Annotated in this window: 13 protein-coding genes; 3 read left to right on the top strand and 10 right to left on the bottom strand. The window is 61.6% G+C overall.

Annotated features, from left to right (window positions below):
- The first annotated feature begins 4 nt into the window (after positions 1-4).
- Entirely contained in the window at positions 5-832 is an 828-nt protein-coding gene (nadE, locus tag LQ215_RS17095) for an ammonia-dependent NAD(+) synthetase (RefSeq protein ID WP_230151624.1), read from the top strand.
- A 998-nt stretch (positions 833-1,830) separates the two neighbouring features.
- Here nadE and azu read toward each other — a convergent pair.
- Positions 1,831-2,277 (bottom strand): azurin, encoded by a 447-nt coding sequence (gene azu / locus LQ215_RS17090; protein ID WP_230151621.1) that lies wholly within the window; start codon positions 2,275-2,277, stop codon positions 1,831-1,833.
- A gap of 341 nt (positions 2,278-2,618) precedes the next feature.
- On the opposite strand from azu, the gene LQ215_RS17085 reads away from it, so the two are divergent.
- Positions 2,619-3,206, top strand: a complete 588-nt coding sequence (locus tag LQ215_RS17085; RefSeq protein ID WP_230151619.1) for a TIGR00730 family Rossman fold protein — start codon at positions 2,619-2,621, stop codon at positions 3,204-3,206.
- Positions 3,207-3,274: 68 nt separating this feature from the next.
- Positions 3,275-3,463 carry a hypothetical protein gene (locus LQ215_RS17080; protein WP_057448273.1) on the top strand — a complete coding sequence of 63 codons (189 nt, stop codon included), beginning with the start codon at positions 3,275-3,277 and terminating at the stop codon, positions 3,461-3,463.
- Positions 3,464-3,535: 72 nt separating this feature from the next.
- Here LQ215_RS17080 and LQ215_RS17075 read toward each other — a convergent pair whose 3' ends face one another.
- The 9 genes from LQ215_RS17075 to rplI all read right to left on the bottom strand — a co-directional run bounded on the left by LQ215_RS17075 (position 3,536) and on the right by rplI (position 17,180).
- Positions 3,536-3,913, bottom strand: a complete 378-nt coding sequence (locus LQ215_RS17075; RefSeq protein WP_003197272.1) for an NUDIX hydrolase — start codon at positions 3,911-3,913, stop codon at positions 3,536-3,538.
- Positions 3,914-4,065: 152 nt separating this feature from the next.
- Entirely contained in the window at positions 4,066-4,959 is an 894-nt protein-coding gene (locus LQ215_RS17070; protein WP_230151616.1) for a transglutaminase family protein, read from the bottom strand.
- Entirely contained in the window at positions 4,959-7,445 is a 2,487-nt protein-coding gene (locus LQ215_RS17065; RefSeq protein WP_230151614.1) for a circularly permuted type 2 ATP-grasp protein, read from the bottom strand. Before LQ215_RS17065 ends, LQ215_RS17070 begins: the two co-directional genes overlap by 1 nt.
- 88 nt (positions 7,446-7,533) lie before the next feature.
- Positions 7,534-10,809, bottom strand: a complete 3,276-nt coding sequence (locus LQ215_RS17060) for a DUF2126 domain-containing protein (protein ID WP_230151613.1) — start codon at positions 10,807-10,809, stop codon at positions 7,534-7,536.
- A 174-nt stretch (positions 10,810-10,983) separates the two neighbouring features.
- Positions 10,984-11,445: a hypothetical protein gene (locus LQ215_RS17055; RefSeq protein ID WP_230151611.1), complete on the bottom strand. Its 462-nt coding sequence runs from the start codon at positions 11,443-11,445 to the stop codon at positions 10,984-10,986.
- Positions 11,442-12,368 (bottom strand): NAD synthetase, encoded by a 927-nt coding sequence (locus LQ215_RS17050; protein ID WP_230151609.1) that lies wholly within the window; start codon positions 12,366-12,368, stop codon positions 11,442-11,444. The genes LQ215_RS17055 and LQ215_RS17050 overlap by 4 nt, the downstream gene beginning before the upstream one ends.
- A 298-nt stretch (positions 12,369-12,666) precedes the next feature.
- Positions 12,667-14,967: a YgiQ family radical SAM protein gene (locus LQ215_RS17045; protein ID WP_230151608.1), complete on the bottom strand. Its 2,301-nt coding sequence runs from the start codon at positions 14,965-14,967 to the stop codon at positions 12,667-12,669.
- Between the two features lie 251 nt (positions 14,968-15,218).
- Entirely contained in the window at positions 15,219-16,616 is a 1,398-nt protein-coding gene (gene dnaB / locus LQ215_RS17040; RefSeq protein ID WP_027911801.1) for a replicative DNA helicase, read from the bottom strand.
- 117 nt (positions 16,617-16,733) lie between these two features.
- A complete protein-coding gene (rplI, locus tag LQ215_RS17035) occupies positions 16,734-17,180 on the bottom strand; it encodes a 50S ribosomal protein L9 (protein ID WP_003197251.1) in 447 nt (148 codons plus the stop codon).
- Positions 17,181-17,188 lie beyond the last annotated feature (8 nt).

Below are 17,188 nucleotides of genomic sequence, written 5' to 3'. Positions count from 1 at the left end.
ATTCATGCAAGCCGTACAGCGTGAGATTGCTGAACAGCTCAAGGTCCAGCCGCCGTTCGCCGATGACGCGGCCCTCAAGGCCGAAATCGCCCGTCGGGTGAGCTTTATTCAGGATTGCCTGGTCAACTCCGGGCTCAAGTCCCTCGTGCTGGGCATCAGCGGTGGCGTTGACTCGTTGACCGCCGGGCTGCTGGCCCAACGTGCCATGCGCGAACTGCGGGAGAAAACCGGTAACGCCGCCTACAAGTTCATCGCCGTGCGCCTGCCGTACGAAACCCAGTTCGACGAGCACGAAGCCCAAGCCTGCGTGGACTTCATCGACCCGGACGAGCGCCACACCGTCAACATCGGTCCGGCGGTCAAGGCCCTGGCCGAACAAGTCGCGGCGTTCGAAGGCAAGGCAGCGGTCTCGCGGGATTTCGTGCTGGGCAATACCAAGGCGCGGATGCGCATGGTGGCGCAATACACCATCGCGGGCACCGAGCAAGGCCTGGTGATCGGCACCGACCATGCCGCCGAGGCGGTGATGGGTTTCTTTACCAAGTTCGGTGATGGCGCCTGCGACCTGGCGCCGTTGAGTGGCTTGGTGAAAAACCAGGTCCGGGCCATTGCCCGTGATTTTGGCGCGCCGGAATCGCTGGTGGAAAAAGTCCCTACGGCCGACCTTGAGGACCTGTCGCCAGGCAAACCGGACGAAGCCTCCCACGGCGTGACCTATGCCGAGATCGATGCGTTCCTGCATGGGCAACCGGTTCGTGAAGAGGCGGCCAGGATCATTTGCGAGACCTATCGCAAGACTGAGCACAAGCGGGTGATGCCTTACGCTCCGTAACGGGTAATCACTGTGGGAGCGAGATTGCTCGCGATGGCTGAGAGGCCTGGGTTGGTGTGTATATCCGTTTTTTGCGTAACGGCTGCTTATGGTTCCGCTCTTACAGCGGGTCACTTTTGGAAGAGCGCCAAAAGTAACCAAAAGCGCTCTGCCCCACCACTCGGTGCCTCGCCTAGGCTCGGCATGCCCTCACTCCGGCATTGCTCCGTGGGCCCGCCGCGAAGGGCCATCCATGGCCCAGCGCGGCTATCCCGGCATCCATGCCGGGATGCCCACTGCACAATGCCTGCGTTCGGCCAGCGTGGTTTGACGGGGCGTCCAGATCAAGATCAAGATCCAAAGCAAGAGCAAGAGCAGAGCAGAGCAGAGCAGAGCAAGAGCGGGCACATGCCGGCATCCATGTGGCTGAGCCATCGCTATCGCGAGCAAGCTCGCTCCCACATTGGATCTTCAGCGAAATACAAAATTCATGTGCACCCAGCCCCCCTGTGGGAGCGAGCTTGCTCGCGATGAGGCCAGCAAGCCCAACATGCATGTGACTGAACCACCGCCATCCCGAGCAGGCTCGCTACCACAGGGGAAACGCGGTCCCACCAAGAACCAGGTCGGCTACTAGGCCGCCTCGCGGTGGACGTTGATCTCGGGCGCCCCGTTAACCACGATGGCTGAACGAAGGTATTGCGCAGTGGGCAACCCGGCATGGATGCCGGGTTAGCCGCGCTGGGCCATGGATGGCCCTTCGCGGCGGCCCACGGAGCGATGCCTTCGTTCAGGCATGCCGAGCCTAGGCGAGGCACCGAGTGGTGGGGCAAAAGCGTTTTGGTTACTTTTGCGCTTTTCAAAAGTGACCCGCTGTAAGAGCGGAACCATAAGCGGCCGTCACCGCAGAAATGGATATACACACCAAAGCAACTAAACACCGAGCTTTCTAAAAAGCCAAAAAAACGGCGCTTCCCATTTCTGAAAGAAGCGCCGTTTTTTGTTGTGCCTGAAGCTGATTACTTCAGGGTAACGGTGCCTTTCATCATCGAGATGTGGCCCGGGAACGAACAGAAGAAACCGTATTTTTCAGCCGCATCCAGTTTAGACACGTCGAAGGTCACCGAATCCTTCTCCCCGGCACCAATGACCTTGGTGTGGGCGATGATGCGAGCATCCCCTTCCTTCAGGTAATTCTTGTCGATGCCAGCGCCCAGGCCATCGGTGGCAATCGGCTGCATGTCAGCCTCTTTGCTCAGCACCCAGTTATGGCCCATGACGTTTTTCGGCAAGCTGCCCGAATGCGTCAATTCAACGGTGAACGTCTTGCAGCTCTTGTCGATCTCGATGGCCTTGGTGTTGAAGGACATCTGGTCGGTCGAGTCGATGGTGGTCTTGCACTCCGCTGCCATCAGTTGGCTGCTGGCCAGCGTCAACAGGGATACTGCTACAAGTTTGGCAAACATCGTGAATCTCCAAGGCATGGTTAACAAAAATCCGGCAAAGAGGAAGACTGCCTGAATTTCAGACAAGTTCCTATGACCTGAATCAAAGATTGTATACAACTTAAGGCTATCAGCCTGATGGACACAATCAACCAGCCAGAGGGAGGACGCCGCTCTATGATCGGCCTCACCACTTCTCGGGAGCGCCCATCATGAACGTCAACAGCCTGTTATGCAGCTTGCTCGCCGCCTACGCCTGCGGCGCCAGTGGTACCTACGAAAAACCCAGCCGCGAGATTTAATCGCTTTGCGCGACCAAGGCCAGGCTTTACTCTGGGTCGTTACTGATCATGGAGTAAAGCATGTCCATCGCGTCTGTTTGTGTATTTTGCGGCGCCAGCACCGGCACCAATCCAGCGTATCGTGAAGCGGCGCAGGCTTTGGGCCAGGCATTGGCGGAACGAAAATTGACCCTGGTCTACGGCGGCGGTGCCGTCGGCCTGATGGGGATCGTCGCCGACGCGGCCCTGGCGGCCGGCGGCGAGGTCATTGGCATCATCCCGCAAAGCCTCAAGGACAAGGAAATCGGCCACAGCGGCCTCACCCGCCTGGAAGTGGTGGACGGCATGCACGCCCGCAAGGCTCGCATGGCCGAACTCAGCGATGCCTTCATCGCCCTGCCCGGCGGCCTCGGCACGCTGGAGGAGTTGTTCGAAGTCTGGACCTGGGGCCAGCTCGGCTACCACGGCAAACCGCTGGGGCTGCTGGAAGTGAATGGTTTCTACAGCAAGCTCACTGGCTTTCTCGATCATATCGTCGGTGAAGGCTTCGTCCGCGCGCCCCATCGTGACATGCTGCAAGTGAGCGCATCAGCGCAGAACCTGCTCGATGCGCTGGACGAATGGCAACCGTCAGTGCAGCCAAAGTGGGCCGAACAAAAACCCAGCTAACGGCTCGGCCCCGATACAGGGCAGAATATGCGCCGCTCAACCTCACCTTCGACCCCAGAGGATCGCCCATGGCCAAACCCAATTATTCCTTCGCCAAACGTCAAAGAGACTTGGCCAAGGAGCAGAAGAAAGAGGAAAAGCTGCAGCGCAAGAAAGCCACAGCTGAAGAAGAGGCCGCACTGACCCCGGATACCGAAGGCGAAGTGGCGGCAGAAGATGATGTTGATGCACCGAAAGATCAGGCACCCGACGCCTGATACCCCCAGGGCCCGATGATTCGATCCGGCCCCCCGGTTTGTGTCCAGGGCCGGCAGTCCCACTGCCGACCCTCACAATCCCAGCGCCTTGATAATCGACAGGCGATAGCCTGCAGGTAGATTGGCCGGCAATTGGCCAGGCTCGAACAAGCCGATCTGCTTGTGTTCATGGCTGATCATCGGCACGAAACCGCCCAGCAATTGGCAGCGGTATGTGGAGATGAAGACGTGCTTGCCGGGAATGACCTCGAACAGGTACGAATCCAGCGGTTCCCCCACACTTACCTCAACCGCCAGCTCCTCATCGATCTCCCGTGCCAGGCACTGCGGCGCCGTTTCGCCCAGCTCGATCCGCCCACCGGGAAGTTCCCATTCGTCCCGTTCGTTGAGCATCAGCACGACCAGGCCTTCGGGGGATTGCAGTACGCCTTTGATGGAAACCGGGAACATGGAGAAACCTCATCATCCATAGGACACACAACCTGTGGGAGCCGAGCTTGCTCGCGATGAACGATGACGCGGTTTTGCAGTTGAACCGTGTCGCCCTCATCGCGAGCAAGCTCGGCTCCCACAGGCTCGCTACCACATTTTCCCCACAGCGCTCATGATTCCAGCGGCATCACCGTCACCCGCACCTCGGGATCATGATTGCCGCCGCCCAGGATCACCCCCCGCAACGGCGACACATCGGAAAAGTCCCGGCCCCAGGCCAGGGTGATGTGTTCCAGGGCCGGCTGGACGTTGTTGGTCGGGTCAAAGTCCACCCACCCCAATACCGGGCAATACACCGAGACCCAGGCATGGGACGCATCGGCGCCAATCAGCCGGGGTTGGCCAGGTGGTGGCTGGGTCAGCAGGTAGCCGCTGACGTAACGCGCCGCCAGCCCGCGAGAGCGCACGCAGGCCAGCATCAAGTGGGCAAAATCCTGGCACACGCCCCGCCGCCGCTCCAGCACCTCCACCAGCGGCGTGGCCACTTGGGTGGCTTCGGCATCGAAGGTGAACTCCTCGAAAATCTTTTCCATCAGCGCCCGCACGCCGACCATCAACGGTTGCCCTGGCGGGAAGCAGCTTTCGGAAAACTCGACGAAGCTGCGCTTGAGGTGCACATACGGTGACTCGAAACGAAAACGGCACGCCTCCAACAATGGCGCCGCCAGTGGCCGGCCGCTGTAGGTCAGCGCATTGCAGGTCGACTCCCAGGCCGGGGACAGGTTGAAGTCCAGCGCGGGGCGAGACAGCACCTCGACGCTCAGGCGAGCATTGACCAGCAGCTCGTCGTGGGGGCGTTCGAAGGCCAGGCGGGTCAGCGGGTTGCCGAACACGTCCTGCTCATCGCGACGGGTCGTCGGCTCCGGGCTGATCAGCAACTGCTGTTCGGTGCAACGCTGCCAGTCACAGGCGCGCGGCCACAGATGGGCAAGCTGCTGGGCCAGGGACACCGGGCTGTCATAGTGATAATGGGTGTCGTGGAGGATCTGGTAACGAGCACTCATCAGACGGACACCGTGCGTTGGCTGACGTCATCGACGTGGGCGAAATGGCGCAAGGCCAGGCGATCGGATACCTGGCCACCGACATCGGCTACTTCCTGCAACAGGTCGGCCAGCCCATCGAGTGCTGCGCGCAGGCTGGCTTCACCGAACAATGGGTTCTCCAGGCAGCGCAGGTCAAAGCGCGACAGACGTGCGACCAAGTCAGGCAATGCCGTTTCCCTGGGCGCGGAAAAATCGTCGTTCAAGCGCTTGAGGGTGCGATTCACCAGCTTCAACTGGAAGAGCACCGCGTGGGGGTTCTGTTCATCCAGCAGCAACAGGTCCAGCACCGGGATCAGTTGCGCCACCGCCAGGTAGCGCGAACGGTAGGTGATGCTGCTGTTGCCCAGTTCCAGCAACCACTCCAGCCCAGCCTGGTCGAACACTGCATCGCTGCGCAAAAACGCCGCCAGGCTGCTGCTGAGGAACTGCAGGCGTTCCAGGCGCCGGCCAATCATCAAGAAGCGCCAACCCTCGTCGCGGGTCATGTCGTCCAAGGCAAATCCGGACAACGCCGCCAGGGACATCACCAGCCGATTGAGGAAATCCAGCAACTCACCGAAATCCGGCTCCTCGGTTTCCAGCTCCATCGCTTCGCGCTGCAACTCCACCAGCGCCTGCCAGTTCTCCCGGGACAGCTTGCCGCGAACCTGCGAGGCCGCCCACTGCAAGCGCTGCAGGTTGGAGCGCAGGCTGAACGACCAGTCGTCCCCCAACAGCGCCGCCAGCAAGCGCTCGTGCAGCTCGCCCTCTTCAGGCAGCAGCATCAGGCTTTCGCCCAGGGCCACCGCCGACTGCAGGGCCTGCGGGTCATCGCCATCGACATAACGCCCCAACATGATCCGCAGCAGCCGCGCGCTGTCGTCGCAGCGTTCGCAATAACGGCCGAACCAGAACAGGTTTTCCACTACTCGCGAAGGCAGGTACGGATCGCGTCGAACCAGGTCGTGGACGCCTACGGTTCGCTGGGCCGTCCATTGTTCACCGCCGGGTGCCTGCTCGCCCAACACCCAAGTGTCCTTGCTGGCGCCGCCGCGCTGCATCGACACCACTTCGGCGTTGGCCTCGGCGGCCACGCGGGTCAGGCCACCCGACAGCACCCGATAATCATCCTTGCCGGACACGGCATACACGCGCATGCCAATCGCCCGAGGCTGGATGTGCCCGTCTTCGGCCTGCCAGACCGGGGCCTGGGACAGTTGCGCCAACTCCTGGGCGACATAGGCATAGGGCCGAGCCTGCATGCGTGCCGCCAGTTGGCCGCGCTGCGCCTCGTTCAGGTCACGGCCGAACACCGGGGAGAAGCTTTGGGAAGGAAACGCCGGCTTGATCAACAGCTGCGGCAGTTTTTCCAGGGCCTGGGCCAGCACCGGTGGCTCGCCGCACCACCAGGTGGCGATGGACGGCAGTATCAATTCCTCGCCGAACAGGTACTGGTTGATCTTCGGCAGGAACCCCAACAGGCCCGGTGACTCCAGCACGCCGCTGCCCAGGGCATTGGCCACCAGCACCCTGCCCTGGCGCACCGCTTCCAGCAGTCCCGGCACGCCGAGGGCTGAGTCGGTGCGCAACTCCAGGGGGTCGCAGAAATCGTCGTCGAGCCGGCGCATGATGGCGTGGACCCGGCGCAGCCCGCTGAGGGTCTTGAGGTAGACCGTGGCGTCCCGCACGGTCAGGTCGCCCCCCTCTACCAGGGGATAGCCCAGCTGGCGTGCCAGATAAAGATGCTCGAAATAACTTTCGTTGAACCGCCCCGGCGTCAACAGCACCACCAGTGGTGACTCACCGTCGCTGGGTGCCTGTCGCGCCAGGGTTTCCTGCAAGGTGCGGAAGAACCCGGACAGGTGTCGCACCTTCAGGTCGCGATACAACTCGGGGAACGCGCGGGAAACGATCATGCGATTTTCCAGCGCATAACCGGCCCCCGAAGGCGCCTGGGTCCGATCCGCCGTGACCCACCAACGGCCATCGGGCGTGCGCGCCAGATCCACCGCATACAAATGCAGGAAACTGCCGTCCGGCGGCGCGATGCCCTGGCAGGGCCAAAGGAAGTTGTTGTGCCCGAATACCAGCTCTGCCGGCAGCAGCCCCTCGCTGATCAGCCGCTGCGGCCCATACAGGTCGGCCAGCACCGCATTGAGCAGCCGCGCACGCTGGGCGATCCCGGCCGACAGATGTTTCCATTCCTGCGGGTCGATCACATGGGGCAGCAGGTCCAGCTCCCACGGCCGGTCGGCGCCCTTGGGATCGGCGTAGACGTTATAGGTGACACCGTTTTCCTGGATCTGCCGGGCCAGCAGGGCCTGGCGCTGGAGCAACTGGGCCGGCGTGCTGCGCTGCAACTGGTCGACCAGCCGCCGCCAATGCGTCCGCACGGCGCCGCTGTCGTCCAGCAATTCGTGATAGGTGCCCGTCGTCAGCGGGTAACGGTCAAGCAGGTCAGGCATGGAAAGCTCGGCAGACGGCAATGAAAGGTGAGACTAGCGCAAGCGCATGACGCCCGGATAGTTGAAATATCCGGGCGTCGCGTAAGACTCAGAACCGTCGCAGATCGAGTGTGAGCGGAAACTCGTCATCCATAGCCAGGCTGGGTATCGGAAGTTTCCCAGGCGTGTGTCCGATACGGAAGAAACGCGCCATCCGCCGGCTTTCGGCCTCGTTGGCATTCACCGGCAGGCTGTCGTAGTTGCGCCCGCCCGGATGGGCCACGTGATACTGGCAGCCGCCCACGGAACGTTGCATCCAGGTGTCGAGCAAATCGAAAACCAGCGGCGCATGCACCGGGATGGTCGGTTGCAGGCAGTTGGCCGGTTGCCAGGCGCGGAAACGCACCCCGGCGACGAACTCGCCGACCCGACCGGTGGGTTGCAAGGGCACGGGCACGCCATTGCAGGTCAGCAGGTAGCGTTGCGGCGCCAGGCCGCTGAGCTTGACCTGCAAGCGCTCCAGGGACGAATCCACATAACGCACGGTGCCGCCCACCGCGCCCTCTTCCCCCAGCACATGCCAAGGCTCGAGGGCTTGGCGCAATTGCAGCTCGATACCGCTGACCGCGTAATCGCCCACCTTGGGGAAGCGGAACTCCAGGTGCGCGGCGAACCACTCGGCCCGCAGCGGGTAGCCGGCACCGTTGAGCTCATGGATGACGTCGGCAAAATCCTGCTCGATAAAGTGCGGCAACAGGAATCGGTCATGCAGCTCGGTGCCCCAGCGCGCCAGTTTCGCTGGCGCATAAGGCTCGCGCCAGAACCGCGCCACCAGCGCCCGCAGCAATAACTGCTGGGCCAGGCTCATGCGGGCGTGGGGTGGCATCTCGAACGCACGCAACTCCAACAAGCCGAGACGCCCGGTGGCGCCGTCCGGCGAATAGAGCTTGTCGATGCAGAATTCGGCACGATGGGTATTGCCGGTCACGTCGATCAACAGGTTGCGCAGCAGGCGATCGACCAACCACGGCGGGCATTCCTCGCCGGGCTGTGGCATTTGCGCGAAAGCGATTTCCAGTTCGTACAACGCATCGTTGCGCGCCTCGTCCACGCGAGGCGCCTGGGAGGTCGGGCCGATGAACAATCCGGAGAACAGGTAGGACAACGACGGGTGGTTATGCCAGTAACTGATCAGGCTACGCAGCAGGTCGGGACGCCGCAGGAACGGTGAGTCAGCCGGTGTCGCGCCACCCAGTACGAAATGGTTACCGCCGCCGGTGCCGGTGTGCCGGCCATCGATCATGAATTTCTCGGTGGTCAGTCGGGTCTGTCGCGCCTCTTCGTATAAAAACTCAGTGCGCTCGACCAACTCATCCCAAGTCGCCGAGGGTTGCACGTTGACCTCGATCACACCCGGGTCGGGGGTGATGCGGAAATTGCCCAGGCGCGGGTCGCTCGGTGGCTCGTAGCCCTCCAACAGCACCGGGCAGTGCAGCTCCTCAGCCGTCGCCTCGATGGCGCTGACCAGTTCCAGGTAATCCTCGACCCGCTCCAGTGGCGGCATGAACAGGTACAGCCGACCTTCGCGGGCCTCGGCACAGAAGGCGGTGCGGGTCAGCCAGTCAGCGGATTTGTCGATCTCCGGGACACGCTCCTGCTCGGCCGCCGGCTCGCCGTGACGCGCCAGTTGCTCGGTGCCGGGCAGCTCGGGCAAGTCCTGGTTCGGGTCGGTGGGGTGGATGAACGGGTACTCGGCCGCCGTCACCCAAGGCTGGGACGCCAGTGGCAAGCGATAACCCAGGGGCGAATCCCCGGGCACCAGGCGGCAGTGACTGTCGCGTAGGTACCAGCGACCGCTTTGCCATTGATCGCCCTTGGCGGTGCGGGCCAACGGCAGGACCTGGCCGATGACCTTGTCCAGGCCCTGGCTGAAGACCTTGCGCAGCCGCGCCCGCTCCAGGGCATCTTCCAGGCGTGGGTCCTCGGCCGTGACATTCGACGGCAATGCGCCTTCGCGCCAGAGGTAATAGAAGTTGTCTTCGTAGGCCGGAAACACGAACCGCGCAGGAATGTTCAAACGCTCGGCGACGCTTGCCAGGAAGCGTCCGGCCAGTTCGCCATCGGCGCCGTAGTCCTCCTGTTCATCGGCGATCAACGCGCTGTTGTGCCAGATCGGCACCCCGTCGCGCCGCCAATAGCAGTTGAGCGACCAGCGCGGCAATTGCTCACCGGGGTACCACTTGCCCTGGCCGAAATGCACCAGTCCTTGGGGCGCATAGTGCTTGCGCATGCGCTGGAACAGCTCGGCGGAGAGCCGACGTTTGTCCGGCCCGAGTGCCGCGGTGTTCCACTCGGCGCCATCCGGGTCATCGATGGAGACAAAGGTCGGTTCGCCGCCCATGGTCAGACGTACGTCGCCCTCCAACAGGTCGGCATCGATCTGCCGTCCCAGCGCCTGGATCGCCAGCCACTGTGCGTCGGTGTAAGGCTTGGTCACCCGCGGCGCTTCCCAGACCCGCTCGACGGACATTTCGTGGCTGAACTCACACTCGCAAGGCTCCACCAAACCACTGATCGGCGCCGCCGAGGACGGATCGGGACTACAGGCCAACGGAATGTGGCCTTCACCGGCGAACAACCCGGACGTCGCATCCAGGCCGATCCAGCCGGCACCGGGCAAGTAGACCTCGCACCAGGCATGCAAGTCAGTGAAGTCCACATCGGTGCCGGACGGGCCATCGAGGCTTTTCACATCGGCGGTCAGCTGGATCAGGTAACCGGAAACGAAACGCGCGGCCAAGCCAAGGTTGCGCAACAGCTGCACCAACAGCCAGGCCGAGTCGCGGCAAGAGCCGGACGCGTGCTCAAGGGTGTGCTCCGGGCTCTGCACGCCCGGCTCCATGCGAATCAGGTAGTTGATGTCTTCGCTCAGGCGCTGGTTGAGCGCCACCAAAAAATCCACCGCCGGCAACGGCGTGCGGTCGATGCCGTCCAGATACGCCTGGAATTTCGGCGTCAGCGGCAGGGTTTCCAGGTAAGGCGCCAACTCCTTGCGCTCGTCGGCCGCGTAGGCGAACGGGATCTTTTCGGCGTAGGGCTCGAGGAAGAAGTCGAACGGATTGAACACCGCCATTTCCGCCAGCAGATCGACTTCGATGCGCAGCTCCCGGGTTTTCTCGGGAAACACCAGCCGCGCCAGGTAATTGCCCTGGGGGTCTTGCTGCCAGTTGATGAAATGCTGCTCGGGCGAAACCTTCAGCGCATAGGAAAGAATCCGCGTGCGGCTGTGGGCCGCCGGGCGCAGGCGAACGATCTGCGGGCCGAGCTCGACGGCGCGGTCGTAGCGGTAATGCGTGACGTGATGCAATGCGACATGAATCGACACGACGTGCCTCCTGCGAGCCTGGGCGTTATCGAAAGCGGCGCAAGACTTATGCCATGCAGGCAGGCCGGACACTTTCTTTGTCTACTCAAGGCAGTAGAGCACTAAAAACGCGCGCTGCCCGAATTCATCTGCAAAGCAATGCACATAAATGCGGCGCGGCTGGCGCGAATCGACTCAGCGACGCCGGCGTGAGGCCTTGGCAGACTGGAGGATGCGTTCGCGTTGGTGGCGGATTTCGATGAGCTTGCTGCGCATTTCGCGGTGGCGTTTGCTGTTGAGCAGCAGGAGTCCCAGCAGCGGCAACAGCACCGCAAACACGTACACACCTTGATGCGGCCCATAAGCGAACGTCGGCAGCACCGCCGCCAGACAGGCGAGGAAATAACCCGCCACCCACCCGATCGCCCAGGCGCGTCCGCGTGCGATCATGAGATTGCCCAGGACCAGGACACTCACCAGAGCCAAGGTGCCGAGTCCAACATAGTTGCTCCTGACGGAAGGCTCCAAGGCTCGCCAATAAGTGCCTGCGGACAAAACGAGCAGCGCAGACCCGGAAAAGCAGCCCAGAAAAATCGTGCCCATGAACACCGGAAAATAATGGGCGAGGAACCGTTTCATTGATCCGCCGCCAATCATTCGGTGAACTCCTCATACAGCCCGACGGCAACAGTCTTCACGGCGCCATCGCCGGTATAACTGCCAATGATCCCCAAAGCACCACCGAGAGAATCCTTTATCTGAGTCAGCGTGGCATGCCTGATTTCAGCGGAAGAATAACGTTTGGGCAACGCGCCCGCTCGTTGCTGCAGTTTAAGCAACTTCGCGGTAAGACTCGGATCTTTCAGGGTCAACAATTCCTTGGTCAGTTTGCTGCGCTCCTGACGACTCAGGCCCTTGAGCAACTGATACCAGCTCTTCCCGGTGCCCGCTGCTTTGCTGGCCTTCAGCAGCCGAACAGTCGTGAGAGCCGAGCCACCGACGCCCACAAGGGAAACACCGTCAAGAATGGGGCTTACGATGTTGTACCAATCGGCGTCGTTCATTTCATCGTTGCCAGTAGGATTGGTCAGCTCATTCGCCACCCGCATCCCACCAATAAAGCACTGCGCGGTACTGGCCGTCGCGGCAGCGGTGCCCAAGGCAACGACAAAGGCACTGGCTCCGGCCGTAAAGGGCACAGCGACGCTCCCACTGAATACCACCACCCAACCGATGACCGCGGCGACACAGGACAAACCGGCATTCATCGACTCAGTCCCGAGCTTTGACTCACGCGGACTACTTTTTACCTGGTCAATGAATTGCTGTGGGGCGATGTATTTCTTCGCCTCGCGCAAGATGACTCGCTTGGGCGCGATGCTGCAAATCGGCTTGAATTCGCGCAGCGTCACCACGTTGTACTCGGAATCGATGTACACCACCCCCGCACCGGCGATGTTGGGATCGGCATCGATGGCAGCGAACAGACGCGGCAGGTTGATCTGGCTTTCGATGCGTTTGCGGGCCATGAACTGGGAGAAGCTCAGGTCCATGCCGATGCCCGTTGTAGCGCTGCTCATATGAATCGTCCTTGAGAATCGGAAGTGAATCTTTATCCACACAATATTGTGGCGAGGGAGCTTGCTCCCGCTCGGCGGCGAAGCCGTCGTAAACCGGCCAGCACGGTCTGCCTGGGAACATTGCATGGGATTGTTTGGGGCCGCTTCGCAGCCCAGCGGGAGCAAGCTCCCTCGCCACAAAGGCGATGCATCCGTCGTCACGCCGTAAGGCGGGCGCCACGATAACAAACGGCCAGCACCGCCGCTAGAAAGCAAAACGCCAGCACTTAGGCTGGCGTTTTACGATATGGCTAGGCGATCAGCGCGGCACGACAGGCTTGCGCGCCGGCTTCGGTCCTTTGCCCTTGGCGGCGTCCTTGCGTTCCTTGGCGGCCTGCTGGTTGCGGGCGAATGCCGCGGCCTTGGCTTGCTCGCGCTTGTCCCACGGATTGCCGCCGTCGCTGGCGCGCGGTGGCAGGCCGGTGTGTTGGGTCAGGATCTTGGTGGTTTCCTTACCTACCTTATGGCTGCCGGCTGGCGTCGAGTTCTTGCGACGGGCGCTCTGGTAGCTGTCGGTGGCCGGCTGGTGCAACGGAATCAATTGTTTCTTGCCCGGCCCGATCAGGTCGGCGCGGCCCATGCGGGTCAGCGCTTCGCGCAGCATCGGCCAGCCCTTGGGGTCGTGATAGCGCAGGAAGGCCTTGTGCAGGCGGCGCTGCTCCTCGCTCTTGACGATGGTCACCGCGTCGCTCTTGTAGGTGACCTTGCGCAGCGGGTTCTTGCCCGAGTGGTACATGGCCGTGGCCGTGGCCATCGGCGACGGATAGAACGCCTGCACCTGGTCGGCCCGGAAACCGTTGCCCTTGAGCCACAGCGCCAGGTTCATCATGTCTTCGTCGGTGGTGCCCGGGTGGGCGGCGATGAAGTACGGAATCAGGTACTGCTCTTTCCCGGCTTCCTTGGTGTACTTCTCGAACATCCGCTTGAATTTGTCATAGCTGCCGATGCCCGGCTTCATCATCTGGTTGAGCGGGCCTTCCTCGGTATGCTCCGGAGCGATCTTCAGGTAACCGCCGACGTGGTGGGTCACCAGCTCCTTGACGTATTCCGGCGACTCGACCGCCAGGTCGTAACGCAGGCCGGAGGCAATCAGGATCTTCTTCACCCCAGGCAAGGCCCGGGCGCTGCGGTACAGCTGGATCAGCGAAGAATGGTCGGTGTTCAGGTTCGGGCAGATGCCAGGGAACACGCACGACGGCTTGCGGCACGCGGATTCGATTTCCGGGCTCTTGCAGGCAATGCGGTACATGTTCGCGGTCGGGCCGCCGAGGTCGGAAATGACTCCGGTGAAGCCCGGGACCTTGTCGCGGATCTCTTCGATCTCGCGAATGATCGACTCTTCGGAACGGTTCTGGATGATCCGGCCTTCGTGCTCGGTGATCGAGCAGAACGTGCAGCCGCCGAAGCAGCCACGCATGATGTTCACCGAGAAACGGATCATCTCGTAGGCCGGGATCTTCTCCTTGCCGTACGCCGGATGGGGAACACGTGCGTAAGGCATGCCAAAGACGTAGTCCATTTCCTCGGTGGTCATCGGAATGGGCGGCGGGTTGAACCAGACGTCGACTTCGCCGTGCTTCTGCACCAGGGCGCGGGCATTGCCTGGGTTGGTTTCCAGGTGAAGCACGCGGTTGGCGTGGGCGTAGAGCACCGCGTCGCCACGGACCTTTTCCACCGATGGCAGACGGATCACGGTTTTGTCGCGGGTCATTTTCGGGCTCGCCAGGATCTGCACGACCTTGGCTTCGCTCGGATCCTCGACCGGGCCCTTCTCCTGCTCGATGGCGCAGGCAGCGGTGTCCTGGGTGTTCACATACGGGTTGATGATCTTGTCGATCTTGCCCGGACGGTCGATGCGCGTGGAATCGACTTCGTACCAGCCTTGCGGCGTGTCACGACGGATGAACGCGGTGCCGCGCACGTCGGTGATATCTTCGATCTTGTGGCCGTAGGACAAGCGCTGGGCGACTTCTACAATCGCCCGCTCGGCGTTGCCGTAGAGCAGGATGTCGGCGCAGGCGTCGATCAGGATCGAGTTGCGGACCCGGTCCTGCCAGTAATCGTAGTGAGCGATACGCCGCAGCGAAGCTTCGATACCACCGAGCACGATAGGCACATGCTTGTAGGCTTCCTTGCAGCGCTGGCTGTAGACCAGGCTCGCACGGTCCGGCCGTTTGCCCGCCATGCCGCCTGGGGTGTAGGCGTCATCGGAGCGGATTTTCTTGTCGGCGGTGTAGCGGTTGATCATCGAGTCCATGTTGCCGGCCGCGACACCGAAAAACAGGTTGGGCTCGCCAAGCTTCATGAAGTCGTCTTTGGACTGCCAGTTCGGCTGGGCAATGATCCCGACACGAAAACCCTGGGCTTCCAGCAAACGGCCAATGATCGCCATGCCGAACGACGGGTGATCGACGTAGGCATCACCGGTCACGATGATGATGTCGCACGAATCCCAGCCGAGCTGATCCATCTCCTCCCTGCTCATGGGCAGGAACGGCGCCGGGCCGAAACATTCGGCCCAGTACTTGGGATAGTCAAATAACGGCTTGGCTGCTTGCATGTCGATAACCGGTATAAAAGATGAAAAATCGCGGGCGCGGAATATAGCACAAAAAATAACCAATTCCGACGGCTATGGTCGGAAATTGGTCGCGCACTGTAAACCCAATGTGGGAGCGAGCTTGCTCGCGATGGGGCCAGCCCATTCAATGCATGTGCTGGCAGTTACACCGCTATCGCGAGCAAGCTCGCTCCCACAGGAGAAGCACAACCTTCTGGAAAAGTGGTTTGCCTCAAGAGATGCCTAACAGGTTACTCGTCGTCGTCAAAATTGTAGCTACCCGGCGCCAGGTTCTCGAACCGGGTGTATTTACCGATGAACGCCAGGCGGATGAAGCCGATCGGGCCGTTCCGCTGCTTGCCGATGATGATTTCGGCGATGCCCTTGTGCTCCGTCTCGGGGTGATACACCTCGTCGCGGTACACGAACATGATGACGTCGGCGTCCTGCTCGATCGCTCCGGATTCGCGCAAGTCGGAGTTCACCGGACGCTTGTTGGGGCGCTGTTCCAGGGAACGGTTCAACTGGGAAAGTGCCACCACCGGGCAGTTGAATTCCTTGGCCAGGGCCTTGAGGGAACGGGAAATTTCGGAAATCTCGTTGGTCCGGTTGTCGCCGCTGGAACCGGGGATCTGCATCAACTGCAGGTAGTCGATCATGATCAGCGCGATGTCACCGTGCTCACGCACCAGGCGACGGGTCCGGGCGCGCATTTCCGACGGACTGATACCGGCTGTATCGTCGATGAACAGCTTGCGATCGTTGAGCAGGTTGACCGCCGAGGTCAGGCGCGGCCAATCGTCGTCTTCCAACTGGCCGGAACGGACCTTGGTCTGGTCGATACGCCCCAGGGACGAGAGCATACGCATGATCAGCGATTCGCCTGGCATCTCGAGGGAGTACACCAGCACTGCCTTGTCGCTGCGCAGCACGGCGTTTTCCACCAGGTTCATCGCAAAGGTAGTCTTACCCATGGACGGACGGCCAGCGACGATAATCAGGTCGGACGGTTGCAAGCCGCTGGTCTTCTCGTCGAGGTCGGTGTAACCGGTGGACAGGCCGGTGATGGCGTTGTCGGTATTGAACAAGGTGTCGATGCGGTCGATGGCCTTGGTCAGCAGGTCATTGACGCTGACCGGCCCCCCGGTTTTCGGCCGGGCCTCGGCGATCTGGAAGATCTGCCGTTCGGCTTCATCAAGGATCTCGGCGGCGGTGCGGCCTTCCGGGTTGAACGCGCTGTCGGCGATCTCGGTGCTGATGCCGATCAACTGGCGCAAGGTCGCCCGCTCGCGGACGATCTGGGCATAGGCCTTGATGTTGGCGACCGACGGCGTGTTTTTCGCCAGTTCGCCCAGGTAACCGAGGCCGCCAACCTGGGACGTCTGCCCTTCCTTGTCCAATTGCTCGGCCAGGGTCACGACGTCGATCGGCATGTTCTGATCGGCCAGGCGGGCGATCGCACGGAAAATCAGACGGTGGTCATGCCGGTAGAAATCGCCGTCGGAGACTTGATCGAGCACGCGTTCCCAGGCGTTGTTGTCCAGCATCAGGCCGCCCAGCACGGCCTGTTCGGCCTCGATGGAATGCGGAGGCACCTTCAGGGCAGCGGTTTGCAGATCGTATTGCTCGGGAGCGGTGATTTCGTTCATGGCCACTTCTGGTTATGAAAATCAGGAATTGCAGAAAGACAAAGGGCACGACCTGTAAACAGGATCGTGCCCGATGTTACCGGCAAGCACCCGAGGGTGCCAGCCGACAGGTGTTGCTTAGGCTGCTACCACGACAACGCGTACGGTGGCTTCAACTTCGGCGTGCAGGTGCACGGCTACGTCGAATTCGCCTACGTTGCGGATGGTGCCGTTCGGCAGACGAACTTCGCTTTTCGCCACTTCAACGCCGGAGGCGGTCAGTGCGTCAGCGATGTCGTGAGTACCGATCGAACCGAACAGCTTGCCTTCGTCGCCAGCGGTGGCAGTGATGGTCACTTCCAGCTCGGCCAGTTGGGCAGCACGGCTTTCAGCCGAGGTTTTACGGTCTGCGGCAGCTTTTTCCAGCTCAGCACGACGCTCTTCGAACGCAGCCAGGTTGGCAGCGGTCGCAGCGGTGGCTTTGCCGTAAGGCAGCAGGTAGTTACGACCGTAACCGGCCTTAACGTTTACTTTGTCACCCAGGTTGCCCAGGTTGGTGACTTTTTCCAGAAGGATCAGTTGCATGTGAAAAT

The organism is Pseudomonas brassicacearum, from assembly GCF_918698105.1.
GTDB classification, from domain to species: Bacteria; Pseudomonadota; Gammaproteobacteria; order Pseudomonadales; family Pseudomonadaceae; genus Aquipseudomonas; species Aquipseudomonas brassicacearum_F.
Note: the sequence above shows the minus strand (reverse complement) of the source record. Positions and strands in the feature narration are given on the sequence as shown.

Bases quoted from the DNA above. Each gene is read 5' to 3' on its own strand.
- nadE (WP_230151624.1), top strand. From the start codon at position 5: ATGCAAGCCGTACAGCGTGAGATTGCTGAACAGCTCAAGGTCCAGCCG.
- azu (WP_230151621.1), bottom strand. From the start codon at position 2,277: ATGTTTGCCAAACTTGTAGCAGTATCCCTGTTGACGCTGGCCAGCAGC.
- LQ215_RS17085 (WP_230151619.1), top strand. From the start codon at position 2,619: ATGTCCATCGCGTCTGTTTGTGTATTTTGCGGCGCCAGCACCGGCACC.
- LQ215_RS17080 (WP_057448273.1), top strand. From the start codon at position 3,275: ATGGCCAAACCCAATTATTCCTTCGCCAAACGTCAAAGAGACTTGGCC.
- LQ215_RS17075 (WP_003197272.1), bottom strand. From the start codon at position 3,913: ATGTTCCCGGTTTCCATCAAAGGCGTACTGCAATCCCCCGAAGGCCTG.
- LQ215_RS17070 (WP_230151616.1), bottom strand. From the start codon at position 4,959: ATGAGTGCTCGTTACCAGATCCTCCACGACACCCATTATCACTATGAC.
- LQ215_RS17065 (WP_230151614.1), bottom strand. From the start codon at position 7,445: ATGCCTGACCTGCTTGACCGTTACCCGCTGACGACGGGCACCTATCAC.
- LQ215_RS17055 (WP_230151611.1), bottom strand. From the start codon at position 11,445: ATGATTGGCGGCGGATCAATGAAACGGTTCCTCGCCCATTATTTTCCG.
- LQ215_RS17050 (WP_230151609.1), bottom strand. From the start codon at position 12,368: ATGAGCAGCGCTACAACGGGCATCGGCATGGACCTGAGCTTCTCCCAG.
- LQ215_RS17045 (WP_230151608.1), bottom strand. From the start codon at position 14,967: ATGCAAGCAGCCAAGCCGTTATTTGACTATCCCAAGTACTGGGCCGAA.
- dnaB (WP_027911801.1), bottom strand. From the start codon at position 16,616: ATGAACGAAATCACCGCTCCCGAGCAATACGATCTGCAAACCGCTGCC.
- rplI (WP_003197251.1), bottom strand. From the start codon at position 17,180: ATGCAACTGATCCTTCTGGAAAAAGTCACCAACCTGGGCAACCTGGGT.